23 protein-coding genes and 1 pseudogene are annotated in these 26,140 nt (G+C 67.7%); 17 read left to right on the top strand and 7 right to left on the bottom strand.

The annotated features are described in order from the left end of the window. The first annotated feature begins 129 nt into the window (after positions 1 to 129). The 5 genes from serS (at position 130) to E1H18_RS00300 (ending at position 5,888) form a co-directional block, all read left to right on the top strand. Positions 130 to 1,425 (top strand): serine--tRNA ligase, encoded by a 1,296-nt coding sequence (gene serS, locus E1H18_RS00320; RefSeq protein WP_172262596.1) that lies wholly within the window; start codon positions 130 to 132, stop codon positions 1,423 to 1,425. Then, positions 1,422 to 2,219, top strand: a complete 798-nt coding sequence (gene surE / locus E1H18_RS00315) for a 5'/3'-nucleotidase SurE (RefSeq protein ID WP_172262594.1) — start codon at positions 1,422 to 1,424, stop codon at positions 2,217 to 2,219. The genes serS and surE overlap by 4 nt, the downstream gene beginning before the upstream one ends. After that, the gene (locus E1H18_RS00310) at positions 2,216 to 2,884 is read left to right on the top strand and encodes a protein-L-isoaspartate(D-aspartate) O-methyltransferase (RefSeq protein WP_172262592.1); all 669 of its coding nucleotides are present in this window, start codon (positions 2,216 to 2,218) and stop codon (positions 2,882 to 2,884) included. The genes surE and E1H18_RS00310 overlap by 4 nt, the downstream gene beginning before the upstream one ends. Positions 2,885 to 2,973: 89 nt before the next feature. Then, positions 2,974 to 4,821 (top strand): LysM peptidoglycan-binding domain-containing protein, encoded by a 1,848-nt coding sequence (locus E1H18_RS00305; protein WP_172262590.1) that lies wholly within the window; start codon positions 2,974 to 2,976, stop codon positions 4,819 to 4,821. Between the two features lie 140 nt (positions 4,822 to 4,961). Further along, positions 4,962 to 5,888, top strand: a complete 927-nt coding sequence (locus E1H18_RS00300) for an alpha/beta hydrolase (protein WP_172262588.1) — start codon at positions 4,962 to 4,964, stop codon at positions 5,886 to 5,888. Here E1H18_RS00300 and E1H18_RS00295 read toward each other — a convergent pair. Beyond that, positions 5,885 to 6,724, bottom strand: coding sequence for an ATP-binding protein (locus E1H18_RS00295; protein ID WP_172262586.1), 840 nt, complete (start codon positions 6,722 to 6,724; stop codon positions 5,885 to 5,887). The genes E1H18_RS00300 and E1H18_RS00295 overlap by 4 nt on opposite strands. 118 nt (positions 6,725 to 6,842) lie before the next feature. Between E1H18_RS00295 and yajC the strand changes: the two genes are divergently transcribed. From yajC to E1H18_RS00265, 6 genes are all read left to right on the top strand, one after another. Then, positions 6,843 to 7,148: a preprotein translocase subunit YajC gene (yajC, locus tag E1H18_RS00290; RefSeq protein ID WP_172262584.1), complete on the top strand. Its 306-nt coding sequence runs from the start codon at positions 6,843 to 6,845 to the stop codon at positions 7,146 to 7,148. 63 nt (positions 7,149 to 7,211) lie between these two features. Continuing rightward, entirely contained in the window at positions 7,212 to 8,810 is a 1,599-nt protein-coding gene (gene secD / locus E1H18_RS00285) for a protein translocase subunit SecD (RefSeq protein WP_172262582.1), read from the top strand. A gap of 11 nt (positions 8,811 to 8,821) precedes the next feature. Then, positions 8,822 to 9,772, top strand: a complete 951-nt coding sequence (gene secF, locus E1H18_RS00280) for a protein translocase subunit SecF (protein WP_172262580.1) — start codon at positions 8,822 to 8,824, stop codon at positions 9,770 to 9,772. Then, positions 9,772 to 10,125 carry an Mth938-like domain-containing protein gene (locus E1H18_RS00275; protein ID WP_172262578.1) on the top strand — a complete coding sequence of 118 codons (354 nt, stop codon included), beginning with the start codon at positions 9,772 to 9,774 and terminating at the stop codon, positions 10,123 to 10,125. The genes secF and E1H18_RS00275 overlap by 1 nt, the downstream gene beginning before the upstream one ends. Before the next feature lie 72 nt (positions 10,126 to 10,197). Then, positions 10,198 to 10,812, top strand: a complete 615-nt coding sequence (locus tag E1H18_RS00270; RefSeq protein ID WP_172262576.1) for a urate hydroxylase PuuD — start codon at positions 10,198 to 10,200, stop codon at positions 10,810 to 10,812. 72 nt (positions 10,813 to 10,884) lie between these two features. After that, complete coding sequence (locus tag E1H18_RS00265; protein ID WP_172262574.1) at positions 10,885 to 11,598, top strand: squalene/phytoene synthase family protein; 714 nt, start codon at positions 10,885 to 10,887, stop codon at positions 11,596 to 11,598. A gap of 156 nt (positions 11,599 to 11,754) precedes the next feature. On the opposite strand, the gene E1H18_RS00260 is transcribed toward E1H18_RS00265, so the two are convergent. Then, positions 11,755 to 13,857 carry a S9 family peptidase gene (locus E1H18_RS00260; RefSeq protein WP_172262572.1) on the bottom strand — a complete coding sequence of 701 codons (2,103 nt, stop codon included), beginning with the start codon at positions 13,855 to 13,857 and terminating at the stop codon, positions 11,755 to 11,757. A gap of 284 nt (positions 13,858 to 14,141) precedes the next feature. Between E1H18_RS00260 and lpxC the strand changes: the two genes are divergently transcribed. From lpxC to recN, 3 genes are all read left to right on the top strand, one after another. Continuing rightward, positions 14,142 to 15,038, top strand: a complete 897-nt coding sequence (gene lpxC / locus E1H18_RS00255; RefSeq protein ID WP_172262570.1) for a UDP-3-O-acyl-N-acetylglucosamine deacetylase — start codon at positions 14,142 to 14,144, stop codon at positions 15,036 to 15,038. A gap of 156 nt (positions 15,039 to 15,194) precedes the next feature. Further along, positions 15,195 to 16,067, top strand: coding sequence for an outer membrane protein assembly factor BamD (locus E1H18_RS00250; RefSeq protein WP_172263836.1), 873 nt, complete (start codon positions 15,195 to 15,197; stop codon positions 16,065 to 16,067). A gap of 82 nt (positions 16,068 to 16,149) precedes the next feature. After that, complete coding sequence (gene recN, locus E1H18_RS00245; protein WP_172262568.1) at positions 16,150 to 17,844, top strand: DNA repair protein RecN; 1,695 nt, start codon at positions 16,150 to 16,152, stop codon at positions 17,842 to 17,844. A 99-nt stretch (positions 17,845 to 17,943) separates the two neighbouring features. Here recN and E1H18_RS00240 read toward each other — a convergent pair whose 3' ends face one another. Further along, on the bottom strand, positions 17,944 to 19,065 hold the full coding sequence (locus tag E1H18_RS00240; protein ID WP_172262566.1) for an acyltransferase: 1,122 nt from the start codon (positions 19,063 to 19,065) through the stop codon (positions 17,944 to 17,946). An 85-nt stretch (positions 19,066 to 19,150) separates the two neighbouring features. Between E1H18_RS00240 and ligA the strand changes: the two genes are divergently transcribed. The 3 genes from ligA to E1H18_RS00225 all read left to right on the top strand — a co-directional run bounded on the left by ligA (position 19,151) and on the right by E1H18_RS00225 (position 22,616). Continuing rightward, positions 19,151 to 21,502 carry an NAD-dependent DNA ligase LigA gene (ligA, locus tag E1H18_RS00235; protein WP_172262564.1) on the top strand — a complete coding sequence of 784 codons (2,352 nt, stop codon included), beginning with the start codon at positions 19,151 to 19,153 and terminating at the stop codon, positions 21,500 to 21,502. Further along, positions 21,478 to 22,092 carry an exonuclease domain-containing protein gene (locus E1H18_RS00230; RefSeq protein WP_172262562.1) on the top strand — a complete coding sequence of 205 codons (615 nt, stop codon included), beginning with the start codon at positions 21,478 to 21,480 and terminating at the stop codon, positions 22,090 to 22,092. The genes ligA and E1H18_RS00230 overlap by 25 nt, the downstream gene beginning before the upstream one ends. Positions 22,093 to 22,199: 107 nt before the next feature. Continuing rightward, positions 22,200 to 22,616, top strand: a complete 417-nt coding sequence (locus E1H18_RS00225) for a DUF2147 domain-containing protein (RefSeq protein ID WP_172262560.1) — start codon at positions 22,200 to 22,202, stop codon at positions 22,614 to 22,616. Positions 22,617 to 22,733: 117 nt separating this feature from the next. Here E1H18_RS00225 and E1H18_RS00220 read toward each other — a convergent pair whose 3' ends face one another. From E1H18_RS00220 to E1H18_RS27200, 4 genes and pseudogenes are all read right to left on the bottom strand, one after another. After that, positions 22,734 to 24,545: an aminopeptidase P family protein gene (locus E1H18_RS00220; protein WP_172262558.1), complete on the bottom strand. Its 1,812-nt coding sequence runs from the start codon at positions 24,543 to 24,545 to the stop codon at positions 22,734 to 22,736. Between the two features lie 39 nt (positions 24,546 to 24,584). Continuing rightward, positions 24,585 to 25,451 carry a 50S ribosomal protein L11 methyltransferase gene (locus tag E1H18_RS00215; protein ID WP_172262556.1) on the bottom strand — a complete coding sequence of 289 codons (867 nt, stop codon included), beginning with the start codon at positions 25,449 to 25,451 and terminating at the stop codon, positions 24,585 to 24,587. A 39-nt stretch (positions 25,452 to 25,490) separates the two neighbouring features. Continuing rightward, a complete protein-coding gene (locus E1H18_RS00210; protein WP_370526379.1) occupies positions 25,491 to 26,000 on the bottom strand; it encodes a hypothetical protein in 510 nt (169 codons plus the stop codon). Positions 26,001 to 26,039: 39 nt separating this feature from the next. Then, positions 26,040 to 26,140: pseudogene (locus E1H18_RS27200) on the bottom strand (hypothetical protein); the annotation flags it as partial.

Raw genomic sequence — 26,140 nt, 5'->3', positions numbered from 1 at the left:
CTGCAGCAAGCGGCCGCTAGTCCGGATCACGAAGCCGTGGAGACGCCGCGCGCCGATCCGGAAAGCTTGGCGCCCCCGCCGACGCGCCTTAGAGAGAGCGTTTCTCCAGACTCTCCGAGCTAGCGTCCGATGCACGACATCAAGGCCATCCGCGACAATCCCGAAGCCTTTGACTTGGTCTGGTCGGCCAAGGGCCGGTCGGGCGCGGCCGCTGAAGCCGTCAAGCTGGACGCCCAGCTGCGCGCAGCTCAGACCGCCCTGCAGGAAGCCCAGGCCAAGCGCAACGAGAGCTCCAAGCTGATCGGACAGGCCAAGGCCAAGAAGGACGAGGCTGAAGCCGCGCGTCTGATGGCCGAGGTCGAGAGCCTGAAGACGATCATGACGACCGCCTCGGAAGAGGAGCACTTGGTCGGCGCCAAGCTGAAGGACCTGCTGTCCAGCCTGCCCAACATCCCGGCTCCGGACGTGCCGCACGGCGAGGACGAGGCGGGCAATGTCGAGGAGCGCCGCTGGGGCGACGCGTCCAAGCTGCCGGCGGGCCGCCTGAACGCGCCCAAGGACCACGTCGACCTGGGCGCGGCCCTGGGCGGCATGGACTTCGAGGCCGCCGCCCGCATGAGCGGCGCGCGCTTTGTGGTCCTCAAGAAAGAGATCGCCCGCCTCGAGCGCGCCATCGGCCAGTTCATGCTGGACCTGCAGACGGTCGAGCACGGCTACATCGAGGTTTCGCCGCCGCTGCTGGTCAAGAGCGATGCGCTTTACGGCACCGGCCAGCTGCCGAAGTTCGCCGAAGATCTGTTCCACACCGAAGACGACCGCTGGCTGATCCCCACCGCCGAGGTCTCGCTGACCAATATCGTGCGCGAGCAGATCACCGCCGAAGAAGAACTGCCGCTGCGCCTGACCGCGCTGACGCCATCGTTCCGCGCCGAGGCCGGTTCGGCCGGCCGCGACACCCGCGGCATGATCCGCCAGCACCAGTTCTACAAGGTCGAGCTGGTCTCGATCACCACGCCCGACCAGTCGGACGCCGAGCATCAGCGCATGGTCGAGTGCGCCGAGGCCGTGCTGAAGAAGCTGGAGCTGCCCTTCCGCACCATGCTGCTGTGCACCGGCGACATGGGCTTTGGCGCCAGGAAGACCTACGACCTGGAAGTCTGGCTGCCGTCGCAGGGCATGTATCGCGAGATCAGCTCCTGCTCGAACTGCGGCGACTTCCAGGCCCGCCGCATGGACGCCCGCTACCGCAAGACCGGCGAGAAGGGCGGCCACTTCGTGCACACCCTGAACGGCTCGGGCTTGGCCGTCGGTCGCACCCTGGTGGCCGTGCTGGAGAATTACCAGGACGAGGCCGGCCGCATCCACATCCCCGCCGCGCTGCAGCCCTATATGGGCGGCGTCACGCACATCGGGGGCGCTGCGTGAGGATCCTCCTCACCAACGACGACGGCATCCACGCTCCGGGCCTGGTCGCCCTGGAGAAGATCGCCCGCACCCTGACCGACGACGTCTGGATCTGCGCGCCGGAGTACGAGCAGTCGGGGGCCAGCCGGGCGCTGACCCTGTCGGACCCGATCCGCGTGCGGAAGCTGGACGACCGCCGCTTCGCCGTCGAGGGCACGCCGACCGACTGCGTGATGATGGCCGTGCAGCAGCTGATCGACGGTCCCGCGCCGGATCTGGTGCTGTCGGGCGTCAATCGCGGCCAGAACATCGCCGAGGACGTCACCCTGTCGGGCACGGTCGCCGGCGCCATCGAGGGCATGGCCCACGGCATTCCGTCGATCGCTCTCTCGCAGGCCATGACCTACTGGCACGACGAGATTGTCGCCCACTGGGAGACGGCCGAGCACTTCGGTCCGGGCATCGTCCAGCGCCTACTGGAGATCGGCTGGGCCAAGGACGTGGTCATGAACGTCAACTTCCCGGCCTTGCCGCCGGAAGAGGTGACGGCGGTCGAAGTGACCCGCCAGGGCTTCCGGGACGGCATGCTGCGCAACATGGAAAAGCGCACCGACCTGCGCGGCCGCGACTACTACTGGATGGGATTCTCGGCCAAGGCCTCCGCGCCCGCCGACGGCACCGATCTGAAGGCCGTCCATGAGGGCCGCATCTCGGTCACGCCGCTGCACATCGACCTGACGCACCATGAGACCGTCCACGCGTTGAAGGGCGTGCTGGGCGGGGCGCCGCCGAAGGTGAAGGCTCAGGACGCATGAGCGGACGCACAAGCAAGGCCGCGGAGAACGCCAAGGCCGACCTGCCGCGCCTGATGCAGGCCCTGCGCGACCAGGGGGTGACCGATCCCCTGGTGCTGAAGGCCATCGAGACCACGCCGCGCGATCTGTTCACGCCGGATCTCTTCAAGGAGCGCTCGTGGGAGGATTCGGCCCTACCGATCGCCTGCGGCCAGACGATCAGCCAGCCCTATATCGTCGGCCTGATGACCCAGGCCCTGACGATCGAGCCGCGCTGCCGGGTGCTGGAGATCGGCACCGGCTCGGGCTACCAGACCACGATCCTCAGCAAGGTCTCGCGCCTGGTCTATACGATCGAGCGCTACCGGACATTGATGAAGGAGGCCGAAGGCCGCTTCAACACGCTGGGCCTGACCAATGTCATCACCAAATTCGGTGACGGCGGCGAAGGTTGGGCCGAGCAAGCGCCGTTTGACCGCATTATGGTCACGGCTGCAGCGGAAGATGATCCCAAGCGGCTGCTTTCGCAGCTGAAACCCAATGGCGTGCTGGTCGCGCCGGTGGGGAAGGGGCCAGTACAGAGCCTTCGCCGTTATGCCGGCGACGGCAAAGGGGGCTTCCGGGTCGAGATCCTTTGCGACGTGCGTTTCGTGCCTTTGCTGGCCGGCGTCGCCAAGGATCAATGAGGGTTGGGGAGGCCTAGGCTTCTCCGGGTGTTAGCGATTGATTTACCCTGACGGAGCCCTCTGACGGTTCCGGCAGGAAAGGAGACGTCATGAGGCAGTTGTGGACGCAAGCGGCGGTGGTCGCCCTGACGGCTGGAACGCTCTCCGCCTGCGCGACCAGCGCACCGCAGTACCCGTCGCGCGAAGGTGAGGCCCCGGCACCGACCCGCACCGCGCCGACGCCGAACTTCCCGATCACTCAGCCGCCGGTCTCGACGGCCCCGAGCGAGCCCAGCGACGCCGGCGCGACCCTGCCGCCGCCGACCCCGCCGGTGCAGAGCCAGCCGATCGCCCCGGTGAATCGCTCGGACCTGCCGCCGCCGCCGGCCGCCCAGACGCCCTACCAGGCGCCTGCGCCGCGTCCTGTTGCGGTCCCGCCGCGCACCGTGGTCACCACCACCGTCACCGGTCCCGTCGTCAACGTCCCCGGCAAACCGCAGGTGCGGACCGTCGAGTCCGGCGACGCCCTGGACGCCATCGCCCGCGGCATGGGCTCGACCCGCGCCGAACTGGTCAAGCTGAACGACCTCAAGGCGCCGTACAGCCTGAAGCTGGGCCAGAAGATCAAGGGCCCGGCCAAGGACGACCAGAAGGCCTATGTCGTCCAGACCGGCGACACCATGTTCTCGATCGCCAAGCGCTTCAGCGTCACCGCCGCGGCCCTGGCCGAGGAAAACGATCTGTCGTCGAACGCGGCGATCAAGAAGGGCCAGAAGCTGATCCTGCCGGACAGCTACAAGGACAAGGGCCCGATCAAGACGACCCAGGTGATCCCGGGCACGCCCGCGCCGGTTCCCAGCACCACCCTGGCCGGCGCCGCGCCCGCGCCGTCGCGTCCGACCTATCAGCCCGAGCCGGCCGCTCCGCAACCGACCACTGTCAGCAGCACGACCACCACGACCAGCGTCACCGGCTCGGTGGTCACCGTCGCCGGTCCGCGCCAGACCTATACGGTCAAGTCGGGCGACACCCTGACCGCCATCGCCAAGCGCTTCGACATGAGCGTCAAGGAGCTGGCCGACGACAACGACCTGGACAGCGCCAAGCCGTTGAAGCTGGGCGCCAAGATCAAGGGCCCGGCGACGTCGGCCAAGGCCTATGTGGTCGGCAGCGGTGATACGCTGGCCAATGTCGGCAAGCGCTTCAGCGTCACCGCCAAGGACCTGGCCGACGAGAACGACATCCGCGTTAACGCTTCGCTGCGCAACGGCCAGCGTCTGCGTCTGCCTGACGGCTACCGCGACAAGGGCCCGATCAAGACCACCACGACGGTGACCCGTCCCGCGCCGACCCCGGCGGCGCCGACCACCACCTACGCCCGCGCCGAGACGCCGGCGCCGGCTCCCGCCCCGACGCCGACGCCTTCCGCGCCGATCCCGTACACGGCCGTGCGCCCCAACGCGCCGGTCGTCGCCCAGCCCGTGACGCCGCCGCCCGCGGCCTCGCGTCCGATCATCGAAAGCAGCGCCGCGCCGACCGAGGCCGAGATCATCGCTTCGGGCAAGGGCCGGTTCGCCTGGCCGGTGCGCGGCGAGATCATCTCCAGCTTCGGTGTGAAGGGCACGGGTCAGCGCAACGACGGCCTGGACATTCGCGCCGCCCAAGGCACGCCGGTCGTGGCCGCCGCTGACGGCGAAGTGGCCTATGCGGGCAATCAGGTTCCGGCCTTCGGCAACCTCGTCCTGGTCAAGCACGCGGACGGCTGGGTGACTGCCTACGCCCATCTGTCCAGCACCGCCGTCAAGATGCGCCAGCAGGTGCGCCAGGGTGAACAACTAGGCGCGGTGGGTCAGACGGGCGGCGCCAGTGAGCCCAAGCTGCACTTCGAGATGCGCTACGCCCCCACCGCCAAGGACAAGGCCAAGCCGGTCGATCCCAGCCTGGTGCTGCCGCGTTAAGCCGCGCGCGATCGCTGAACTTCAGACGGCCCGCTTCGAAAGAGGCGGGCCGTTCTGCTGTCCACAGGAATCCTCATTGCGGGTAACCTTTTGCGCGCCAGGCCCGGCCTAGGGTCATGCCGATATAGCGGGGAGCGGCCATGGCTTGGCGAACTTTGGGTTTGGCGACGGCGCTATCGTTTGGGCTGGTCGCGTGCGGCGACAGCGCCGCCAAGGTCGAGAGCGGTGCGGGGCTTGCGGCCGTCGAGACGCCCGGCGCGCCGCAGGATCGTCCCTTTGCGATCGAAAACAGCGCGGTCATCCCGATCCGCGCCAAGGCCAGCGGCCGCGACTACGAGATCTTCGTCAAGACGCCGCCGGGCTACGACAAGCCGCAGAACGCCGGCCGACGCTATCCGGTGATCTACCTGACCGACGGTCCGTACACCTTCCAGGTGGCGTCGGGGATTTCACGCGTGCCGTTCAGCCAGGGTCTGTTCGACGAGTTCGTCATCGTCGGCCTGTCGTGGGCCAAGGGCGACCCGCCGGCCGACAGCCGCCGGCGCGACCTGACGCCGTGGCGTGACCCTGAGATCAAGGGCGAGACCGGTGGCGGTCCGGCCCACTTCGCGTTCCTGAAGGACGAGGTCATGCCGCTGGTCGAGCGGCGCTATCGGCTCGACCCGGCGCAACGCACCCTGGCGGGCCAGTCCTATGGCGCGATCTTCGGCCTGTGGGTGCTGTTCCACGCGCCCGAGACCTTCCAGAACTACATCCTGACCAGCCCGTCGATCTGGTACGCCGACAGGCAGGCGCTGAAGGACGAGGCCGACTACGCCGCCGCCCACAAGGACCTGAAGGCGACGCTCTACATGGCCACGGGCTCGCGCGAGCACCCCGGCGCTGGCGGCTGTCCCGGCTGTGAGCACGACATGGTCGCCGACCAGGCTCTGCTGGCGACGTCCTTGAAATCCCGCAACTACCCAGGCCTCCGCGTGCGCACCAGCCTGGTCGAGGACGGCTTCCACGAGACCACCTTCCCGGTCGGCCTGATGCGCGGGATGCAGGGGCTGTATCTGAAGGACTAGCTCGGCAGCTTCACGCCCAGCTCACCCGCCAGATCGCGGACGAACTGCCAGGCCACGCGGCCCGATCGGCCGCCGCGTTGGGTCGACCACTGCAGGGCGCGACGGTCCAGGTTCGGGGCTTCAAGCCCGAACTGCTCGGCGTAGCTGTGGATGGCGGCCAGATAGGTGTCCTGGTCCATCGGCGGGAAGCCGATCCACAGGCCAAAGCGGTCGGAGACGCTCATCTCCTCCTCGGCGTTCTCGGCGGCGGCGATGGCGCCCTGGCTCTCGACATGATCGCGCGGCATCAGGTGACGGCGATTCGAGGTGGCCACGAACAGCACGTTCTCGGGCGGGCCCGAGACGCCGCCCTCCAGCGCCGATTTCAGGGCCTTGGCCGCGGCGGCGCCGTCCTCGAACGAGAGGTCGTCGCATAGCACCACGAAGCGTTCCGACCGCGTACGCAGCAGATCGAACAGCGGAGGGAGGGCGGCGACCTCGTCGCGATCGACCTCGACCAGCTTCAGGTCTGGATACTCATTGGCCAGGGTGACGAAGGCGGCCTTGGTCACCGAGCTTTTGCCAGTGCCGCGCACGCCCCACAGCAGCACGTGATTGCAGGGCAGGCTCACGGCGAAACGGCGCAGGTTCTCGACGAAACGGTCCTTCTGGCGATCGATGCCGACCAGCAGGTCCAGCGCCAGCGGATAGTCCGGCGCGGCCACGAAGGCGCCGCTGACCGGCTCGTGCCGGAACAGGCGCGCGCCCGAGAAATCGGGGGCTGCGGGCGGCGGCGGCGCCAGGCGCTCCAGGGCGTCGGCGATACGGGCGAGCAGGGGAGCGGTCGCGTCAGTCATGGCCCGCTCATACCGGGCGCGGTCGCATTGCAAAAGGGGAGGCGAACGCATAGCTTCCGCCGACTTGGCGCGACCCTATCTAACGGCGGCGCGCCGCACGGAATTTCTCGGAGTCCCTATGAACAACCTCAACGCCCAGATCATTCAGCTCGCCCCCATCCTGCTGATGGTCGTGCTGTTCTACTTCATGCTGATCCGTCCTCAGCAGAAGCGCGCCAAAGAGCACCAGAACATGCTGGGCAACCTGAAGCGTAACGACACCGTCGTGCTGTCCAGCGGCATCATCGGCAAGGTCGCCCGCGTCGAGGACAAGGAAGTCGGCGTCGAGATCGCCACCGGCGTCACCGTCAAGGTGGTGAAGGGCATGATCACCGAAGTTCGCGCCAAGGGCGACCCGGCCCCGGCCAACGACGCCAAGAACTAAGCGCTACAGCACAGCTCCCCTGCGAGGCGTCCGTAGCGGCGTCGCCTGAAAAGTCACCGATCCATGCTGACCCTCTCCCGCTGGAAGATCATCGCCGTCACCCTGTCGGTGATCTTCGGCATTCTGTTCTCCCTGCCCAACGTGCTTACTCAAAAGACGTTGGACGCTCTGCCAGGCTGGCTGCCGCACCAGAAGCTGAACCTCGGCCTCGACCTGCAAGGCGGCTCGTACCTGCTTTACGAGGTCGACACCGACGCGCTGCATCGCGAGCGTCTGTCGAACCTGCTGGAGGACACCCGCACCCAGCTGCGCACCGCCACCATCCCGTTCGGCGAACTGGCGCAGCAGGGCGAGGTCATCAGCGTCCGCATCGGTGACGCCTCGCGCTACGACGAGGCGCTGACCGTCCTGCGTCGGAACCTGGGCGCGCCCCTGGCCGGCGCCATCGGCGGCAAGGACGTCACGATCAACGGTCGCGGCGACCAGCGCATCGAGGTGAGCTTCGTTCCTGAAGCCGCCCGCGCCGACGCCGCCAAGGCCGTCGACCAGTCGATCGAGACCATTCGTCGCCGGATCGACAGCCTGGGCACCAAGGAGCCCTCGATCAACCGCCAAGGCACCAACCGGATCATGATCCAGGCGCCCGGCGAGAGCGATCCGCAGAAGCTGCGCGACATCATCGGCAAGACCGCCAAGCTGACCTTCCAGATGGTCGACGAGACGGTGACGGCCGAAGACATCCAGGCTGGCCGCATCCCGCCTGGCTCGGAACTGCTGCAGAGCGAGGACGGCTACGCCCCGGTCTATGTGGTCAAGTCGCGGGCTGTGGTCTCGGGCGAAGAGCTGACCAACGCCTCGCAGAGCTTCGACCAGAACGGCCGTCCGGCCGTCGCCTTCGCCTTCAACGGCTCTGGCGCGCGCAAGTTCGGCGACGTCACCCAGCGCAACCGCGACAAGCGCTTCGCTATCGTGCTGGACAAGAAGGTGATCTCGGCCCCGGTGATCAACGATCCGATCACGGGCGGCAACGGCATCATCACCGGCAACTTCACGGCCCAGAGCGCCAGCGAGCTGGCCCTGCTGCTGCGTTCGGGCGCTCTGCCCGCGCCTCTGAACGTCGAAGACCAGCGCACCGTGACCGCCGAACTCGGCGCCGACGCCGTGCGCGCCGGCTCGATCTCGCTGGCCATCGGCGCCTTGGCGATGTTCGTCTTCGTGATCCTGGCCTACGGCCTGTTCGGGGTGTTCTCGGCCGTCGCCCTGGTGGTCAACGTGCTGCTGATCATCGGCATCATGTCGTTCAGCCAGGCGACCCTGACCTTCCCCGGCATCGCCGGCCTGATCCTGACCCTGGCCGTGGCCGTCGACGCCAACGTTCTGATCTACGAGCGGATGCGCGACGAATCCCACGCCGGGCGAACGCCCATGGCGGCGGCCGACTACGGCTACAAGCTGGCCCTGACCTCGATCCTGGACGCCAACATCACCAGCCTGATCTCGGGCCTGATCATGTTCAGCTTCGGCTCGGGCCCGGTGAAGGGCTTCGCCTGGACCCTGGTGATCGGCGTGTTCACGTCGCTGTTCACCGCCATCTTCATCACCCAAGTGCTCATCGGTTGGTGGTTCAAGACCGCCAAGCCGAAGAAGCTGCCGATCGCATAGGAGATCCGACCATGCGTTGGCCCCTCATTCGCTACATCCCGCGCTCGACCCACTACCAGTTCGTGCGCTGGGCGCCCGTCGCGGCTGTCTTCTCGGCGATCCTGATCGTCGGGGCGATCGCCTCGCTGTTCTTCCACGGCCTGAACCTGGGCATCGACTTCAAGGGCGGCGTCTCGCTGGAAATCGCCATGTCGCGGCCGATCCCCGAGGCTCAGCTGCGCGCGGCGGTGGACAAGATCGGCGTCCATGACGCCCAGGTCCAAGGCTTCGCCAGCCAGCCCAATACGGCGATGGTCAAGTTCCTGCCTGCCGAGGGCGAGGCCGCCTCCGTGGCGTCCAAGCACGTCGAAACCGAACTGGTGAAGCAGTTCCCCGACCTCAAGGTGACCAGCCGTTCGGAAGTTGGCGCCAAGGTCTCGGGCGAGCTGCTGATGGGCGGCTTCAAGGCCCTGGGCATCGCCCTGGCCCTGACCTTGGGCTACATCTGGTTCCGCTTTGGCCTGTCCTACGGTTCGGGCGCGGTCGTGGCCGTGATCCACGACATCGTCCTGGTGCTGGGCGTGCTGTCGATCGCCGGCATCGAGTTCTCGATGACCGAGATCGCGGCCCTGCTGACGGTCATCGGCTATTCGATGAACGAAAAGGTCATCACCTTCGACCGCCTCAAGGAAAACCTGCGCAAGTACAAGACCACGCCGCTGCGCGACATCATCGACCTGTCGGAGAACGAGCGTCTGTCGCGGACGATCATCACCGGCACCACGGCCTTGCTGGCCCTGGGCGGTACGATGCTGTTCGGCGGTCCGGTGCTGTTCCCGCTGGTCTTCACCATGGTCATGGGCATCATCATCGGCACCTATTCGTCGATCTATATCGCCCTGCCGCTGATCCTGGTGTGGGGCGTCAAGCGCAACGACGACGACGCCGCGCCGATCAGCTTCGGTCAGGCCTCGCGTCCCTGATGCGGCAGCCGCCGTCCATCGACGCGTGGGGCGGCGGCGGCTTTCGGGTCGCCGGCGTCTGGCGGCCCGGCTCGCTGCTGGTCATCGACGACCAGCCGCAGGACTGGGCCGCGACGTCGCTCGCCGACCTGACGCCGGAGTCCTTCGCCGAGGTCTTCGCCGCGCGCGGGGCGGTCGAGTTCGTGCTGCTGGGCACGGGCTTGGTCAACGCCCTGCCGCCACGCCCCGTCCGCGACGCCATCAAGGCCGCGGGCCTGGGCCTGGAATTCATGAGCACCGAGGCCGCGGCGCGGACGTACAACGTGCTGGCCAGCGAAGGCCGCAGGCTGGCGGCGGCGCTGATCGCGGTTTAACGGTTCGGGCTGTTTTGCCCGACTCTCCCAACCGGCCTATGCTCCCCCTAAAGACCGTCGAGGGGGAAACCGATGTCCGGACTGCTGTCCAATTTCCGCAACACCATCATCGTCAGCTTCGTGCTGGCCCTGGTCATCGTGCTGGGCTACGGCCACGGCCCCCAGGGGCATGACGCCGTCTACTTCCAGGCCGTCTTCCGCTGGCTGCACGTCTGGTTCGGCATCCTGTGGATCGGGCTGCTGTACTATTTCAACTTCGTGCAGATCCGGGTGATGCCGCAGATCCCGGCCGAGCTGAAGCCGGCGGTCAGCAAGTACATCGCGCCTGAGGCGCTGTTCTGGTTCCGCTGGGCGGCCCTGGCCACCTGGATCATGGGCGTGATCCTGGCCTTCAGCCGTGGATATCTGGCCGAGGCGGCGACCCTGGGCCTGTGGGGCGGTTACACCCCTGGCGTCGACATGGGTTTCACCTTCATCGGCACCGGCATGTGGCTGGCCACCGTGATGTTCCTGAACGTCTGGGGTGTGATCTGGCCGAACCAGAAGCGCGCGCTGGGCATCATCGAGGTGGACGCGGACGCCAAGGCCAAGGCGGCCAGGACAGCCATGCTGTTCAGCCGCATCAACACCCTGCTCAGCATCCCGATGCTGGCGACCATGGCGATGCACCAGACCATCTTCGGCTAAACAGCGCCGCGAAATGCTGTAAGGGGAGGGCCCGTCCCGCTGGGGGCGGGCCTTTCTGTCTTTCGAAGCGCCATGGCCGATACCGAAACCCTCGACGACCTCGTCCGCCGCGTCGATCCGGACCGCTGGCTGGCCAGCCGGTTCATCGGCGACGCGGCTGCGCGGACCGACGTCATTGCGCTCTTCGGCCTGAACTACGAGCTCGCCCGCGTGGCGGGGGGCGTCTCCAACGCCCTGATGGGCGAAATTCGCCTGACCTGGTGGCGCGAGGCCATGGAAGAGATCGCCGCCGGCAAGCCGCCGCGCAAACATCCCAATGTCGAGGCCCTGGCCGCCTCCAAGTTTGACCCCAACGCCCTGGCGGCGCTGTCGGAAGCGCGCTTCACCGATCTGGACGAAGGGCCGCTGAAGGACGAAGCGGCGGTCATGGCCTATGTCGACGGAACGGCCGGCGCGCTGGCGGTGCTGGCCGCGCGGCGGCTGGATCCGAGCGCGGACCCGCACGCGGTCAAGGGCGCGGCGCGAGCCTGGGGACTGTCGGGTCTGTGGCGGCTGAAGCAGGCCGGTCGCTCGCTGCTGCCGACCGACTGGACGCAAGCTGACGTCCAACGTCGGGTCGAGGATCAGCTGAAACTGGCGCGCGCCGAGGTGAAAGGGCTGCCCGTGGTGGCTTTCCCGGCGGTGGCCCCGGCGGCGCTGGCGCGGGCCTATGTCGGTCAGCGCGTGATGGGCGAACTGGAGAAGAAGGCCCGGCTGACGTTGGCGGTGGCGACGGGAAAGCTGTAAGCGCCCCCTCTATCCGACTTCCCCGGCGAAAGCCGGGGCCCAGCTGCAAGAGCGCCCGCGATCCGGAGAGGTTCGCGGGCGTTTCTGCATGCGCTTCATAGCTTTATGATCTGGGCCCGGCTTTCGCCGGGGAGATCGGATTTTGAATGGCAGGGTTCACTTCCCCGGACGCTTGTTCCCCGTCCATTGGTCCAGCCAATCCAGCACTTCCTTGTGCCACTGGACCGAGTTCTGGGCCTTCAGCACCCAGTGGTTCTCGTTGGGGAAGTACAGCAGCTTGCTGGGCACGCCTTTGCGCTGGAGGGCGCTGAACGTCGCCAAGCCCTGTTCGACCGGGATGCGGTAGTCCAGCTGGCCCTGCACCACCAGCTGCGGCTTGACCCACTTGTCGACGTGGTTCGCCGGATTGAAGGTCTCGTAGGTGGTGTTCGGCTGCCACGGCGTGCCGCCATTCTCCCACTCGGTGAACCACAGCTCCTCGGTCGCATAGCCCATGGCGCGCGTGTCGAAGACGCCGTCGTGATTGACCAGGCACTTCCAGGGCTGGTTCCAGTTGCCGGCGATCCAGTTGACCATGTAGCCGCCGTAGGACGCGCCGAGCGCGCAAGCACGGTCGCCATCCAGGAACGCATACTTGGACAGAGCCGCGGCCCAGCCCTTCTGCAGGTCTTCCAGCGGACGGTCGCCCCAGTGCTGGCTGATCGCGTCGGTGAATGCCTGGCCGTAACCGGTCGAGCCGTGGAAATCGACCATCACCACGGCGTAGCCGGCGTTGGCGTAGACCTGCGGGTTCCAGCGATACGACCAGCTGTTGCTGAACGAGCCCTGCGGGCCGCCGTGAATCAGGAAGGCGACCGGATACTTCTTCGAGGCGTCGTAGTTGGCCGGCTTCAGCACGAAGCCGTGGACGGTCTCATCATTCCAGCCCTTGAAGTTGAACTGCTCCGGCTCGCCCCAGGCGACGTCCTTCAGGGCCTCGTTGCTGACGCTGGCGATCTTCACCGGCGGGCCCTTCTTGCCAAGCAGGAACAGCTCGGATGGGCTCTTCAGCGAGTCGGAGGCGTAGACCACGCCCGCGGGCGAGACATCGAAGGCGCTGACATGGCCGTCGCCCGTCAGGGCGGTGACCTTGCCGGTCTGGACGTCGATGGCGAACAGCTTGCCTTGGCCCACGTCCAGCGCCGTGGCGTAAATCGTCTTGCCGTCGGCGCTCCAGGCGATGGAATCGGCCGAACGATCCCAGGTCGGGGCCAGTTCGCGAGCCTTCTGGGCGACCTCGTCATAGATCATGATCCCGAAGCGATCGGCTTCGAAGCCGGGACGCTTCATGGCGCGGAAGGCCGAGAATTTTCCGTCCGGCGAATAGACCGCCGCCGTGTCCCAGGCCTTGTTCTTGCCCGTGTAGTTGGTCGGCTTGGCCGAGCCGTCCAGCGGGACGCCCCACATGTCGTAGTTGGTGGTCCAGGCCTCGTCCTTGCCGGCGACCTTGGCCGAGAAGGTCAGCATCTTGCTGTCCGGGCTGATGGTGAAGTCGTCATCGCCGCCATAGGGCTTGGTCGGCGTATCGCCGTCGAAGCCCTTCATCAGGTCGATCGGCTGGCCGGTCGCCACGCCGTCGGGGCCCAGCGTCCACGCGAACAGGTGGTTCTGGGTTCCGTCGGCCCACGTATCCCAGTGGCGCACGAACAGGCGGTCATAGACGACGCCGGTGGCCTTGGTCGCGGTCTTGGCCGCCAGGCGGGCCTCGGTGCAGGCGAGGTCGGCGCAGTCGGGGAAGACCGCCTGGCCGACCACGATCGTCTTGCCGTCCGGCGCGACGCGGAAGGCCTGCACGTCGAACGGGGCGTTGGTCACCTGGGTGGCGGTCTCGCCCATCACGTCGGTGCGGAACACCTGCTCGGTCCCGCTCGCGCGGCTGGATGAGAAGTAGATGCTCTTGCCGTCGGCGCTCCAGCGGCCGCTGGAGGCGCCGCCGTCGGAGATGGCCAGCCGTCGCGGCGCCATTCTGGCCTTCAGGTCGGCGATCCACAGCGACATGGTCGCCCGGTTGGCCGGATAATCCAGGGTGCGTACGGAATAGAGCACGTAGCGGCCGTCCGGCGACACGCGCGGATCGCTCAGGCGGTCCAGGCTGGCCATGTCCTTTGCGGTGAAGACATGAGCTTTCTCGGGCGGCTTCTGAGGCGCTTGGGCGGAGGCGGCGCTGGCTGCTGCGGCCAGGACGACGACAGAGGCGGCGAGGCGCAAACTCTTGATCATGAAACCGAATTTCCCGGAAACAGTTATCCCTTTGGCGGCGGAGCGTAGTCCTGCTTCCGCCCTCCCGCTAGGGGAGCCGGGCAAGAGATTCCCGACCGCGGATCGTCGAGCGGCGTTCCGTTTCCGCGCGTACGTTTGCGTGACAAAAGCGTAATGAAGTCAGCTTCTTAGCGCGTAACAATCCGAAACAGACTTTGCTTTGCCGCGTCGCAGCATCACGCCTAGTGCTAGGTCGGGGCGAAAGGGCGACCGTAGAGTCGTCCATCGAACGATAAGGGTTTCTTGTGTCGGCTTCGGGTTATTTTCAGCACACGGTCGCAGGGCCGGTGATCTTTGCGGGGATCGGCCTGCACACGGGTGCGCACGTGCGCGTCTCCGTGCGCCCGTCGGCGCCCGATGCAGGGATCGTCTTTGTGCGGACCGATGTGCATGACCGTGACAATCGTGTCCCCGTCACGCCTGAGTCGGTCTGCCAGACCCAACTGGGCACCGTGATCTGCAACGGCGACGACGTTCGCGTCTCGACCATCGAGCACTTGATGGCGGCCCTGGCGGCCCTGTCGATCGACAACTGCATCGTCGAACTAGACGGCCCCGAAGTGCCGATCATGGACGGCTCGTCCGAGCCCTTCGTCCAGATCCTGGACCGCGCCGGCCGCCGCAAGCAGGAAGCCGTCCGCCAGTACATCGAGATCCTGGCCCCGATCACGGTCGAGGAGGGCGACAAGCGCGCCAGCCTGCTGCCATCGGACCGGTTCGAAGTCGCCTTCGAAATCGCCTTCGGCTCCAAGGCCATCGGCCGTCAGATCGTGGATCTGGCGATCGACGAAGAATCGTTCCGCGCCGAGCTCTCGGATTGCCGCACCTTCGGCTTCGTCCGCGACGTCGAGGCTCTGCGCGCCATCGGTCTGGCCCGCGGCGGCTCGATGGAAAACGCCGTGGTCATCGACGGCGACCGCGTGCTGAACCCCGAAGGCCTGCGTCGTCCGGACGAGTTCGTGCGCCACAAGGCGCTGGACGCCATCGGCGACCTTTACGTGCTGGGCAAGCCCATCCTGGGCCGGTTTGAGGGCGTCCTGGCCGGTCACGGCCTCAATAACGCCGTGGTTCGGGCGCTTCTGGCGCAACCGCGCGCCTGGCGCCTTCGCGCCCTCGCGTCGGAACTAGCCGAAGCGGTTTGATCCTAAGCGTTCGAGAGTCGGGGCTCGGCGTTCGCATTTGCGCCTTTCACGGCGTGGTGTAGAAGCCTTCCACGGCGCAGGGGCGCGCGTTTGCTTCGAAGGTGAGACTCGGTGCTTCGTAAATTCTCGGGACGTTCGGCCGTCACCATCGCCGTCATGGTCGCCGCCGTGTCGGTGGCCGGCTGCGTCGGCAAGTCCAAGAAGCCGACCCTCGCCTATGAAGAGCGCCCCGTCGAACTGCTGTACTCCACCGGCGCCGATCGCCTGGACCGCGGCAACTGGAACGAGGCCGTCGACTATTTCCGCGAAGTCGAGCGCCAGCACCCCTATTCGGAATGGTCGCGCCGCTCGATTCTGATGACCGGCTACGCCCACTACCAGGGCAACCAGTACAATGAGGCCATCGGCGACGCCGATCGCTTCATCTCGCTGTACCCGGGCAATCCGTCGGCCCAGTACGCCTACTATCTGAAGGCCATCTGCTATTTCGAGCAGATCGTCGACGTGAACCGCGACCAGGCCGCGACCGAGCAGGCCCTGGCCTCGCTGCGTGACGTCGTCCAGCGCTATCCGAACACCGAATACGCCACGGACGCTCGTCTGAAGATCGACATGGTCAACGACCAGCTGGCCGGCAAGGAAATGGCCATCGGCCGCTGGTACCTGAAGAGTGGCAACACCCTGGCTGCGATCGGTCGCTTCAAGACCGTGCTGGACCGTCACCAGACCACCTCGCACACGCCTGAAGCCCTCTACCGTCTGGTCGAGGCCTACATGACCCTCGGCCTGCTGGACGAGGCCAAGCGCAACGGCGCGGTTCTGGGCTACAACTTCCCGGGTGATCGCTGGTACGTCGACGCCTACAAGCTGCTGAACGACGCGGGCCTGCGCCCGGCCGTCGAGCCGCTGAAGGCGGGCGCCAAGCGCAACGCGCTGGAACGCGTCCTGACCCGCGACAAGGACGCCACCCTGGCGCCTCCCGGCGAACGCAAGGCCAAGAAGGGCCTGATGGGCGTTCTAGGCATGTAGTTTTGGCGATGGAGCGAGTTTGTACTCGCTCCGTTCTCAAAGCCTCTTTGAAAAACTCTGATTCCCGGCGATCTTGCGAACCATGCTGATCGGCCTATCCATCCGTGACGTCGTGCTCATCGAGAGCCTGGACCTGGCCATCGGCGAGGGCCTGACCGCGCTCACCGGCGAAACCGGGGCGGGCAAGTCGATCATTCTCGACGCCCTGGGCCTGGCGACCGGTGCGCGCGCCGACGCGGGTCTCGTCCGTCGCGGCGCGGCGGGTCACGCCTCGGCCACGGCGATGTTCGCCCTGCCGGCCGACCACCCCGCCTTTGCCTATCTCGACGACAAGGGCCTGGCCTACGCTCGCGACGAGGATCTTGTCCTGCGCCGCCAGCTGTCGCCCGACGGCCGCTCCAGGGCCTTTGTCAACGACCAGGCCACCAGCGTCGGCGTGCTGAAGGATCTGGGCGCGCTGCTGCTGGAGGTCCATGGCCAGCACGAGACCGTCGGCTTGCTGGACCCCAAGACCCATCGCAATCTGCTGGACGCCTTCGGCGGCGTCAGCGTCGGGGCCGTCGCCTCTGCCTGGAGCGCCTGGCGCGCGGCGCGCGAGAAGGCGGAGGGCCTGCGCGACCTGGCCAGCCGCGCCGCCGCAGAGACCGAAGAGCTCACCTTGCGCCTGTCGGAGCTGGACCGCCTCGACCCCCGCGAGGGCGAGGAGGAGAGTCTGGCCGAAGAGCGGGCGCTGCTGAGCTCGGCCGAAAAGGTCATCACCGACGTCGCCTCGGCTCAGGACGCTCTGGGCGGAGAGTTCTCCGGCAAGCTTGCCCAGGCCTATCGCGCCTTGGAGCGGGCCCGCGATCGCGCCATCCAGGCCGGCGCGCCCAGTGACGGTGCGGCCATGGTCCGGCTGCAGGCCGCCTGCGACGCCGTCGACCGCGCCCTGGTCGAGGCCCAGGAAGCCAGCGCCGCCATCGACGCGGTGGCCGAGAGCTTCGAATTCGAACCCGATCGCCTCGAGAAGACCGAGGAGCGCCTGTTCGCCCTGCGCGGCATGGCCCGCAAGCTGAACGTGCTGGTCGAGGACCTGCCGGCCAAGCGTGCCGAGTTCGCGGCCAGCCTGCAGGCCATCGAGACTTCCGAGGAAGCCTTGAAGGCCGCCGACACCGAAGCCGCCGAAGCTCGCGAGACCTATCTCTACGCCGCCGAGGCTCTGTCGGCCGAACGCCGCGCGGCCGGCGACGCCCTGGCCGGCGCCGTCGAGGCCGAGCTGGCGCCTTTGAAGCTGGAGAAGGCCAAGTTCCGCGTCGCCGTGGAGCCGGTGGCCGAGGATCGCGCCGGCCCGACGGGGCTGGACCGCATCGCCTTCGAGATCGCCACCAATCCCGGCGCCCCGTTCGGCCCGATGGAGGCCATCGCCTCGGGCGGTGAGCTGGCGCGCTTCGCTCTGGCCCTGAAGGCTGCCCTGGCCGGACGCGGCGGCGGCCCGCAGCCGCTGATGATCTTCGACGAGGTCGATCAGGGCGTCGGCGGGGCTGTGGCTGACGCCGTGGGTCTGCGCCTGAAGCGGCTGGCCGCTAACGCCCAGGTTCTGGTCGTCACCCATTCGGCCCAGGTCGCCGCGCGCGGCGACGCGCACTGGCGCATCGCCAAGTCTGGCGACGACGCGGCGATCCGCACCCGTGTCGAGCCGCTCTCGCCGGCCGAGCGCGAGGAGGAGATCGCTCGCATGCTATCGGGGGCCGAGGTCACCGAGGCGGCTAGGGCCGCCGCTCGGGCGCTGATGGCCTAGAGCCCTTTCCGATCTGATCGAAACGATCAGTCGGACAAAAAGGGCTCTGAAATCAAAAACTTGGAGAATTTTGCTGATCCATTCGGATCGGAAAATGCTCTAGGCGCCGACCGGCGTCGCGCGGATCGCCACCGGATTGGCGGTCTGCCGGGCCTTGATCCACCGCTGCAGGGGCGCATCGACGAAGCGTTCGAAAAGCCAGGCGGCGACGATCGCCGCCGGAATGGCCATCGCCCACAGGATCCAGCTGGCGGCGGCGGGCAGGGCGATCTTCTGTTCCAGCAGGCGCGCCAGGCCGAACCAGACCGCGGCGGTCAGCGAATTGGTCAGGAACAGCGAGAACGATAGCTTTCCGGCGACGCCGGCCCAGCGCCAGGCCTTGGGCTTGGACGCTCCGGCCGCGTAGATCAGGAAGCCCAGCAACGCCAGACTGAAGTGGTCGAAGTTCCCCAGCGCCTGGATGCCGATCACGATGGCCAGGGTCGCCACGGCGAGCGGCGCCGCTTGGCGGCGGGCCAGCGTCGTGACGGGCAGGCGGGCGATCAGCAGGCCGATCATGAACAGCGGCACGCCGCGGATCAGGCCGTAGCGCAGCGGCAGCTGGTAGCTGTGCACGCCGAATACCTCCAGCGCGGCGAAGTCGATGGCGACCCAGGCGCAGACGCCCATGGCCAGCAGCTGCAGCGGGCGTTGGCTGGCGGCGACCTTGCGCCAAACCATCGGGAACAGGGCGTAGGCGACGATCAGCGCCGACAGGGTCCAGGTCGGCACGTTCCATCCAGATGTCCCCGGCACGAACCAGGCCTGGACCAGGAAAATCTGCGGCAGGAGCTGGTCCCAGGCGAACCACTGCGGGTTCTGCGGGGCCAGGCCGATGGCGCTGGTCGTGACGAAGAAGGCGACGAACAGCGCCAGCATGACCAGGTGCGCCGGCCAGATGCGCATTACCCGGCGTTTCAGGAAGGTGAGGGCGCCGACGTCTGCGCCTTGCATGCGCGGGCCATAGGCGCGCGCCAGGACGTAGCCCGACAGCATCAGGAAGAAATCGGTGGCCAGATAGCCGCGCCCGAAGGCCGGCGAGATCGTGAACAGCGACACCGGAGCGCGCTCAGCCACATGGTAGAGCACGATAAACAGCGCCGCCAGGAAGCGCAGCGCGTCCAGCGGCCCGTCGCGAGACAGGATGGGCAGGGCGGCGGGACCTGTGCTGGACTTGAACATGGCGGGCTCCTTCCTGCGTCATATCGCAAGGTGGGCGCCAGATTTGCTAACGTGCGGAGACTTCCCGTCTTCCCGGATTCGCCCTGTGTCCCAACTTCCCGTCGCCGACCTCACCGAATCCCAGGCCGTCGAGGAACTGGAGCTTCTGGCCGATACCCTGGCGGCGCACGACATCGCCTATCACCAGCAGGACGCGCCGACGATCGACGACGCCGAGTACGACGCCCTCAAGCGCCGTAACCTGGACATCGAGACCCGGTTTCCGCACCTGGTGCGCGACAACTCCCCGTCGCTGCGCGTGGGCGCGGCGCGGGCCGAGCAGTTCTCGCCGGTCGAGCACGGTGCGCCGATGCTCAGCCTGGACAACGCCTTTTCCAACGACGAGGCGACCGAGTTCGACGCCCGCATCCGGCGGTTTCTCCGGCTTTCGCCGTCAGACACCGTCGCCTATACGGCCGAGCCGAAGATCGACGGCCTGTCGGCTTCGTTGCGCTACGAGAAGGGCGTGCTGGTTCAGGGCGCGACGCGCGGCGACGGCCGAGTGGGCGAAGACGTCACTGCCAATCTGCGCACCATCAAGGACATCCCCCAGCGCCTGAAGGGGGCGGGTTGGCCGGACGTGATCGAGGTGCGTGGCGAGGTCTATGTCGAGCTGGAGGCCTTCGCCGCCTTCAACAAGGCCGCCGAGGAAGCCAGCCAGCGCACCTACGCAAACCCGCGCAACTTCGCCGCCGGCTCGCTGCGTCAGATCGACCCGAAGGTCAGCGCCCAGCGGCCGCTGCGGTTCTTCGGCTATGCCTGGGGGCTGGCGTCGGAGCCCTTTGCCGACAGCCAGTGGGGCGCGCTGGAAAAGCTGGCCGAATGGGGCTTCGTGACCACGGCCCCGCCGGCCCGCCGCGTCGAGAACGCGCAGGGGCTGTTGGATGTCTATGCGGCGTTCGAGACCCTGCGTCCGATGCTGGGCTTCGACATCGACGGCGTGGTCTACAAGGTCGACGATCTGGAACAGCAGCGTCGCCTGGGCTTCGTCTCGCGCTCGCCGCGTTGGGCCATCGCCCGCAAGTTCCCCGCCCAGCGGGCCCGCACCCTCCTGGAAGCCATCGATATCCAGGTCGGCCGGACTGGCGCCCACACGCCGGTCGCGCGGTTGAAGCCGGTCACCGTCGGCGGCGTCTCGGTGACCAACGCCACCCTGCACAACGGCGACGAGATCGCCCGCCTAGACGTCCGGATCGGCGACACTGTCGTCCTGCAGCGTGCCGGCGACGTGATCCCACAAATCGTCGAGGTCGATATCGCCGCGCGTCCCGACCCGGCGCCTGCGCCTTACGAATTCCCCCATGTCTGCGAATGCCCGCTGAAGACGGCCCTGGCGCGCGAGGTCAACGCCTCAGGCCAGGAGTCGGTCGTGCGCCGCTGCACCGGCGAGTTCGCCTGTCCGTTCCAGCGGGTCGAACACCTGCGCCACTTCGTGTCCCGTCGCGCCTTCGACATCGAGGGCCTGGGCGAGAAGCAGCTGCAGGCCTTCTTCGACGAGGGCTGGATTACCGAACCGGCCGATATCTTCAAGCTGGCCAAGGACGAGGAAAAGCTGGCGGCCCTGCGCGAGCGCGACGGCTATGGCGAAACCTCGATCGCCAACCTGGTCAAGGGCATCAACGACAAGCGCAGGATCGGCCTGGACCGCATGATCTACGGCCTGGGCGCACGCGACATCGGCGAGACGACCTCGACGGTGCTGGCCCGCAACTTCGACCGCTTCGAGGATCTGCAAGCCGCCGCCGAGGCCGCCGCCAAAGGCCTGCCGGGCGAGACCTATCTGGAGCTCTCCACCGCCCAGGGCGTGGGGCCCAAGGCCCTGGACCTCTTGGTCGAGGCGGGGAGGGGGGGGCTGATCGCCGATCCCTGGCCGGAAGCGCAGGACCTGGAGATCAAGATCGGCCACGCGGTCCCGAAGCTGACCAAGCCAGCCCGCGCAGCGCTAGCCCAACGCTATGGAACCTGGGACGCCTTCGCGGAGGGCTTGGCCGCCGCCGCCTCTGGCGCGCCGGGCGACGACTACCTGCACCTGGCCGCCGTTGATGGCGTGGGTCCTGTGGCCGCTCAGTCCCTGGCCCGGTTCTTCGCCGAAGAGCACAATCGCCAGAAGGTCGCCAACCTCGTCGCCGAGCTGGATATCCAACCGGTCGCCAAGCCCAAGACTGACACCGCCGTGGCCGGCAAGACCATCGTCTTCACCGGTTCGCTGGAGAAGATGACGCGCGACGAGGCCAAGGCGCAGGCCGAGGGCCTGGGCGCCAAGGTCGCCTCGTCGGTGTCCAAGAAGACCGACCTGGTCGTCGCCGGCCCCGGCGCGGGCTCCAAGCTGAAGACGGCCACCGAGCTGGGCATCCAGGTCATGACCGAGGACGAGTGGCTGGAGATGGTCGCCAAATGAAGGTCATCGCCCTCGATTTCGAGACCGCCAACGAGCAGCGGTCCAGCCCGTGCTCCATCGGTCTGGCCTGGATCGAGGACGGGGAGGTGGCGCGGATCGAGCACCACTGGATCCGCCCGCCCGGCAACCGCTTCGCGCGGTTCAACATCGGCTTCCACGGCATCACGCCCCAGCATGTCGAGGACGCCGACGAGTGGCCAGACGTGCTGGAGCGCCTGCGGCCCGAGCTGGAGGGGGCGCTGGTGCTGGCCCACAACGCCTCGTTCGACATCAGCGTCATCCGCCGGACCTGCGAACACTACGGCGTGGCGCCGCCCAGCTTCGACTATCTGTGCACGGTGCAGGTGGCGCGCGGCGTCTGGCCCGACCTGCCGTCGCACAAGCTGAACGTGGTCTGCGGCCATCTGGACGTTGACTTCAAGCACCACGACGCGGCCGGCGACGCCTATGCCTGCGGGCGCGTGGCGCTGGCGGCGACGTCGCTGAACAGCCTCTCGCATGTCCGGGACCTGCCCGGCAGTCTGGGCATGACGGTGGGGCGGCTCCAGCCTGACGGATACACGCCGCCGCGCCGGGCCCGCGTCTTCTGAATCTCGGCCTCGTTTTCGCCGTGGCCCTTGTCCCAGATGGCGGGATGACGCAACGAATGGGCTTAAACGCGCATTCGAATGCGTGAGACCGACTAGGGAGTTACCGAATGATCCGCACCGCCATGATCGCCGCCGCCTTGAGCGTGCTGGCCGTTCCCGCCTTCGCTGCCGACGTCACCGGCCTGTGGGCCACGCCCAGCAACGGCGGCCAGGTCGAGATCGCCCGCTGCGGCAACAGCCTGTGCGGCAAGCTGGTGACCTCCACCCCGATCAAGGCCGACCCGGCCCGCAAGGACGTCAAGAACAAGGACGAGGCCCAGCGGGGCCGTCCGCTGAAGAACCTGCAGATGCTGTACGACTTCACCGGCGGCCCGACCAAGTGGACCGGCGGCAAGGTCTACAACCCCGAGGACGGCGGCACCTATTCGGGCACGATCGAGCTGGTCAGCGATAATGAGCTGAAGCTCAAGGGCTGCATCGTCGCGCCGCTGTGCAAGACGCAGAAGTGGACGCGTTTGAAGTAGTTCGGACCACTTGCCCCCTCCGCGCTTCGCGCTCCTCCCCCGAAGGGGGAAGACGGATCTGTCTGCCCCCATCGGGGGCGGAAGACCGCGAAGCGGTCAGGTGGGGGCAAGTAACGCCTAAAGCGCCGCGCAAACCTCTTCCAGCCACGCCCGGACGTCAGCCTCGACCCGCGGCCCGATCTCCTGCAGCACCCGGGCGTGATAGGCGTCGAACTGCGCGACCTCCTCGGCCGTCAGCAGCGCCTTGTCCACCAGCCGCCGATCGATCGGCGCCAGGGTCAGCGCCTCGAACCGGTGCATCGGCCGGTCGCCGCCGGCCACCGGCTCGGCCGGCATGACGACCTCCAGGTTCTCGATGCGGATGCCGTACTCGCCGTCCTTGTAGTAGCCGGGCTCGTTCGAGACGATCATGCCGGGCTGCAGGGCGATGACGTTCGGGGCCTTGGAGATCCGCTGCGGGCCCTCGTGAACGCCCAGATAGACGCCGACGCCATGGCCAGTGCCGTGATCGTAGTCCAGGCCGTGCGCCCACAGCGCCATCCGCGCCAGGGCGTCGATGGCCGAGCCGGTGGTGCCGGCCGGGAAGCGCAGGCGGGCGATGGCCAGGTGGCCCTTCAGCACCAGGGTGTTGCGGTTGACCATCTCGGGCGAAGGCTCGCCGATCGCCACCGTGCGGGTGACGTCGGTAGTGCCGTCCAGATACTGACCGCCGCTGTCGACCAGCAGCAGCGAGCCTAGAGCGGCGCGCTCGTTGGAACGCTCGGTCGGGCGATAGTGGGGCAGGGCGCCATGGCCATTGGCTGCGCCGATGGTGTCGAAGCTGAGATCCTTCAGCACGCCGGTCGCCTCGCGGAAGCTCTCCAGCTTGGCGACGGCTTCCTTCTCGTCGGGCGGATTGACCTGGCCCTCGGTGGCCAGCCAGTGCAGGAACCGGGTCAGGGCCGCGCCGTCGCGCTTATGGGCCTCGCGCGTGCCGTCCAGCTCGATGTCGTTCTTGCAGGCGCGCGGCAGGGTGCAGGGATCCATGGCCCGCACGACCTTGGCGCCGGCCGCGGCCAACATGTCGAAATACCAGGCCGAGGACTGGGTCGGATCGACCAACACCGCCTTGCCCGACAGCTCGCCCAGCGCCTCGGCCAGCTTGTCCGGCGTTTCCAGCGAGACCTGGTTGCCCAGCCAGGCGGGCAGGGCTTCCGAGACCTTGGCTGGCTCGACGAACAGACGGGCCGTGCCGTCGGCGTTGAGGATGGCCTGGGCCAGCGGCAGGGGCGAGCGGATGACGTCGCCGCCGCGCACGTTGAACAGCCAGGCGATCGACGACGGGGCGGTGATCACCGTGGCGTCGGCCCCCAGGGCCGAGACCACGTCACCGACGCGGGCGCGCTTTGAGCTGGACTCCTCGCCGGCATATTCGACGAAGTGCGGCACGACCGGGGCCATGGGCTGGGCGGGACGGGCTTCGCCCCAGGCCTCGTCCACGGGATTGGCGGCGACGGGCTTGAGCACCGCGCCCGCGCGGGCGGCGGCGGCCTTCAGGCCCTCCAGAGCGGCGGGGCTGTGCAGGCGGGCGTCGTAGCCGATGACGGCGCCGCGCTCGGCGGTCTCGAGGTAGGCCGGCACGCCGCCTTCGACGAGGTCGCGGATCTCGAACACGCCCTGGTCGACCTGCTCGCGGACCTGCAGGGTGTAGCGGCCGTCGACGAATACGGCGGCGCGGTCCTTCAGGATCACGCCCGCGCCGGCCGAGCCGGTGAAGCCGCTGGCCCAGGCCAGGCGGTCGTTGGCGGCGGGCAGATATTCGTTCTGGTGCTCGTCCTCGTGCGGTACGAGGAAGCCGTCCAGCCCCTGCGCGGCCATGGCGGCGCGGATCAGCGGAACGTGCTTGGGCCCGAAGGACGGGTCGGTGGATTCGTCGAAGGTCTGGCGCATGGCTACCGATTTAGGCCGCCATGCGCCGACTGAAAAGTCCTACGGCCGTTGCAGGACCAGCGTCGCCCACGCGTCGCGGTGGATGCGGGTTACGACCTTGAAGCCGCGCGACAGGTAGGCGGCCTTGACCATGCGTTCCTGGGTGCGCAGCAGGCCCGACAGGATGACCGTGCCGCCCGGGACCAGGGCGCGCTTGATGTCCTGGGCCAGGCTGATCAGCGGGCGGGCCAGGATGTTGGCGAACACCAGGTCGTAGGGCGCGTTCTCGGCGACCAGCTTGTTGGACAGGCCCGAGGCGTGGACGAAGCGGGCGTTGGCCTTGTTGACCTGAGCGTTCTCCTTGGAGATCCGCACGCTGGGCTTGTCGATGTCGGTGCCGACGGCCAGCTTCGAACCGGTGCGAGCGGCGGCGATGGCCAGAAGGCCGGTGCCGGCGCCGACGTCCAGAACCTTGTTGAACTTGCGGGCCTTGATCAGGCGGTCATAGGCCTGCAGGCAGCCGACGGTGGTGCCGTGGTGGCCGGTCCCGAAGGCCGCGCCGGCTTCGATGCGCAGGTTGACGGTGCTGGCCGGCAGGCGGCCGCGGTCATGCATGCCGTAGACGAAGAAACGGCCGGCGCGCACGGGCGGCAGGCCCGACAGCGCCATGGCTAGCCAGTCGGCGTCGGCGAGGGTGTCGCGATTGACCTTCAGGTCGTACTCGCCCAGCAGCGCCATCAGGCTGGCGTCTTCCTCGTCGGTCGTCGGGAAGGCGTCGATGCGCCAGATGCCCTTGTCCTCGTCCTCTTCCAGGATCGAGTAGGTCGCGCCTTCGAGGCCGGGATGGTTGTCGATGGCGTCGGCGGCGGTCTCGGCCTCGACGCGCGAGCCGCGGGCGACGATCTGTTGGGGCGTATAGTCGGTCATGCCGCTCCGTTAGCGGCAAAGTCGCAGAAAAGCGAGCCTTCAGCGCGTGGTCATGCCGGTGGCGGCGGCGTCGGCCATCTCCATCGTGGCGGGCTGCGGGGAGCGATCCTCGGGCAGGGAAACATCCAGGATGTCGCCACGTTGTGAGGCCCAACGCGGGGCGGCGTCAACCTGAGGGGGCGGCGTGGCCGGGCCGTGGGCAGCGGGGACGTAGGGCGGGATCTCAGGCTCAGGCGGCAGCGGATATTCGGCGAACTCCACCGGCGGAGGAGGCTGCTGGCTCTTCACGAAGTCCTGGCCGATGACGTAGTCGGGGATCTTGCCGGTCGGCCAGGAGGTCGGCTCGGCAGTGTTCTCGTAGGACGCCATCACCGGCGCCATGTCGGGCGTCGGGCCAGTGGTCTGGGGGCCGGTCTGCATGGCCAGCCCCGCCAGCGCACCGACGAAGGCGCAGGCCGGGGCGCCGTAGGCCACGGGACGGGTGAGGGCGAAAGCCTTCAGGCTGGCGAGGATGTTTTCGATCCGCTGGTCCATATCGGCATAGCGCACGAAGGGGCGGTTTGGTTCTGCGCTCAGGTTGCGAGGCGGTGCGTCCTTCGAGGCCCACTGCGCGGGCGCCTCAGGATGAGGAGCTTTGTACTGAATTCCTCATCCTGAGGTGCGAGCCGTAGGCGAGCCTCGAAGGACGC

The organism is Caulobacter sp. RHG1, from assembly GCF_013181195.1.
GTDB lineage: Bacteria > Pseudomonadota > Alphaproteobacteria > Caulobacterales > Caulobacteraceae > Caulobacter.
Note: the sequence above shows the minus strand (reverse complement) of the source record. Positions and strands in the feature narration are given on the sequence as shown.

Bases quoted from the DNA above. Each gene is read 5' to 3' on its own strand.
- serS (WP_172262596.1), top strand. From the start codon at position 130: ATGCACGACATCAAGGCCATCCGCGACAATCCCGAAGCCTTTGACTTG.
- E1H18_RS00310 (WP_172262592.1), top strand. From the start codon at position 2,216: ATGAGCGGACGCACAAGCAAGGCCGCGGAGAACGCCAAGGCCGACCTG.
- E1H18_RS00305 (WP_172262590.1), top strand. From the start codon at position 2,974: ATGAGGCAGTTGTGGACGCAAGCGGCGGTGGTCGCCCTGACGGCTGGA.
- E1H18_RS00300 (WP_172262588.1), top strand. From the start codon at position 4,962: ATGGCTTGGCGAACTTTGGGTTTGGCGACGGCGCTATCGTTTGGGCTG.
- E1H18_RS00295 (WP_172262586.1), bottom strand. From the start codon at position 6,724: ATGACTGACGCGACCGCTCCCCTGCTCGCCCGTATCGCCGACGCCCTG.
- yajC (WP_172262584.1), top strand. From the start codon at position 6,843: ATGAACAACCTCAACGCCCAGATCATTCAGCTCGCCCCCATCCTGCTG.
- secD (WP_172262582.1), top strand. From the start codon at position 7,212: ATGCTGACCCTCTCCCGCTGGAAGATCATCGCCGTCACCCTGTCGGTG.
- secF (WP_172262580.1), top strand. From the start codon at position 8,822: ATGCGTTGGCCCCTCATTCGCTACATCCCGCGCTCGACCCACTACCAG.
- E1H18_RS00275 (WP_172262578.1), top strand. From the start codon at position 9,772: ATGCGGCAGCCGCCGTCCATCGACGCGTGGGGCGGCGGCGGCTTTCGG.
- E1H18_RS00270 (WP_172262576.1), top strand. From the start codon at position 10,198: ATGTCCGGACTGCTGTCCAATTTCCGCAACACCATCATCGTCAGCTTC.
- E1H18_RS00265 (WP_172262574.1), top strand. From the start codon at position 10,885: ATGGCCGATACCGAAACCCTCGACGACCTCGTCCGCCGCGTCGATCCG.
- E1H18_RS00260 (WP_172262572.1), bottom strand. From the start codon at position 13,857: ATGATCAAGAGTTTGCGCCTCGCCGCCTCTGTCGTCGTCCTGGCCGCA.
- E1H18_RS00250 (WP_172263836.1), top strand. From the start codon at position 15,195: ATGGTCGCCGCCGTGTCGGTGGCCGGCTGCGTCGGCAAGTCCAAGAAG.
- recN (WP_172262568.1), top strand. From the start codon at position 16,150: ATGCTGATCGGCCTATCCATCCGTGACGTCGTGCTCATCGAGAGCCTG.
- E1H18_RS00240 (WP_172262566.1), bottom strand. From the start codon at position 19,065: ATGTTCAAGTCCAGCACAGGTCCCGCCGCCCTGCCCATCCTGTCTCGC.
- E1H18_RS00225 (WP_172262560.1), top strand. From the start codon at position 22,200: ATGATCCGCACCGCCATGATCGCCGCCGCCTTGAGCGTGCTGGCCGTT.
- E1H18_RS00220 (WP_172262558.1), bottom strand. From the start codon at position 24,545: ATGCGCCAGACCTTCGACGAATCCACCGACCCGTCCTTCGGGCCCAAG.
- E1H18_RS00215 (WP_172262556.1), bottom strand. From the start codon at position 25,451: ATGACCGACTATACGCCCCAACAGATCGTCGCCCGCGGCTCGCGCGTC.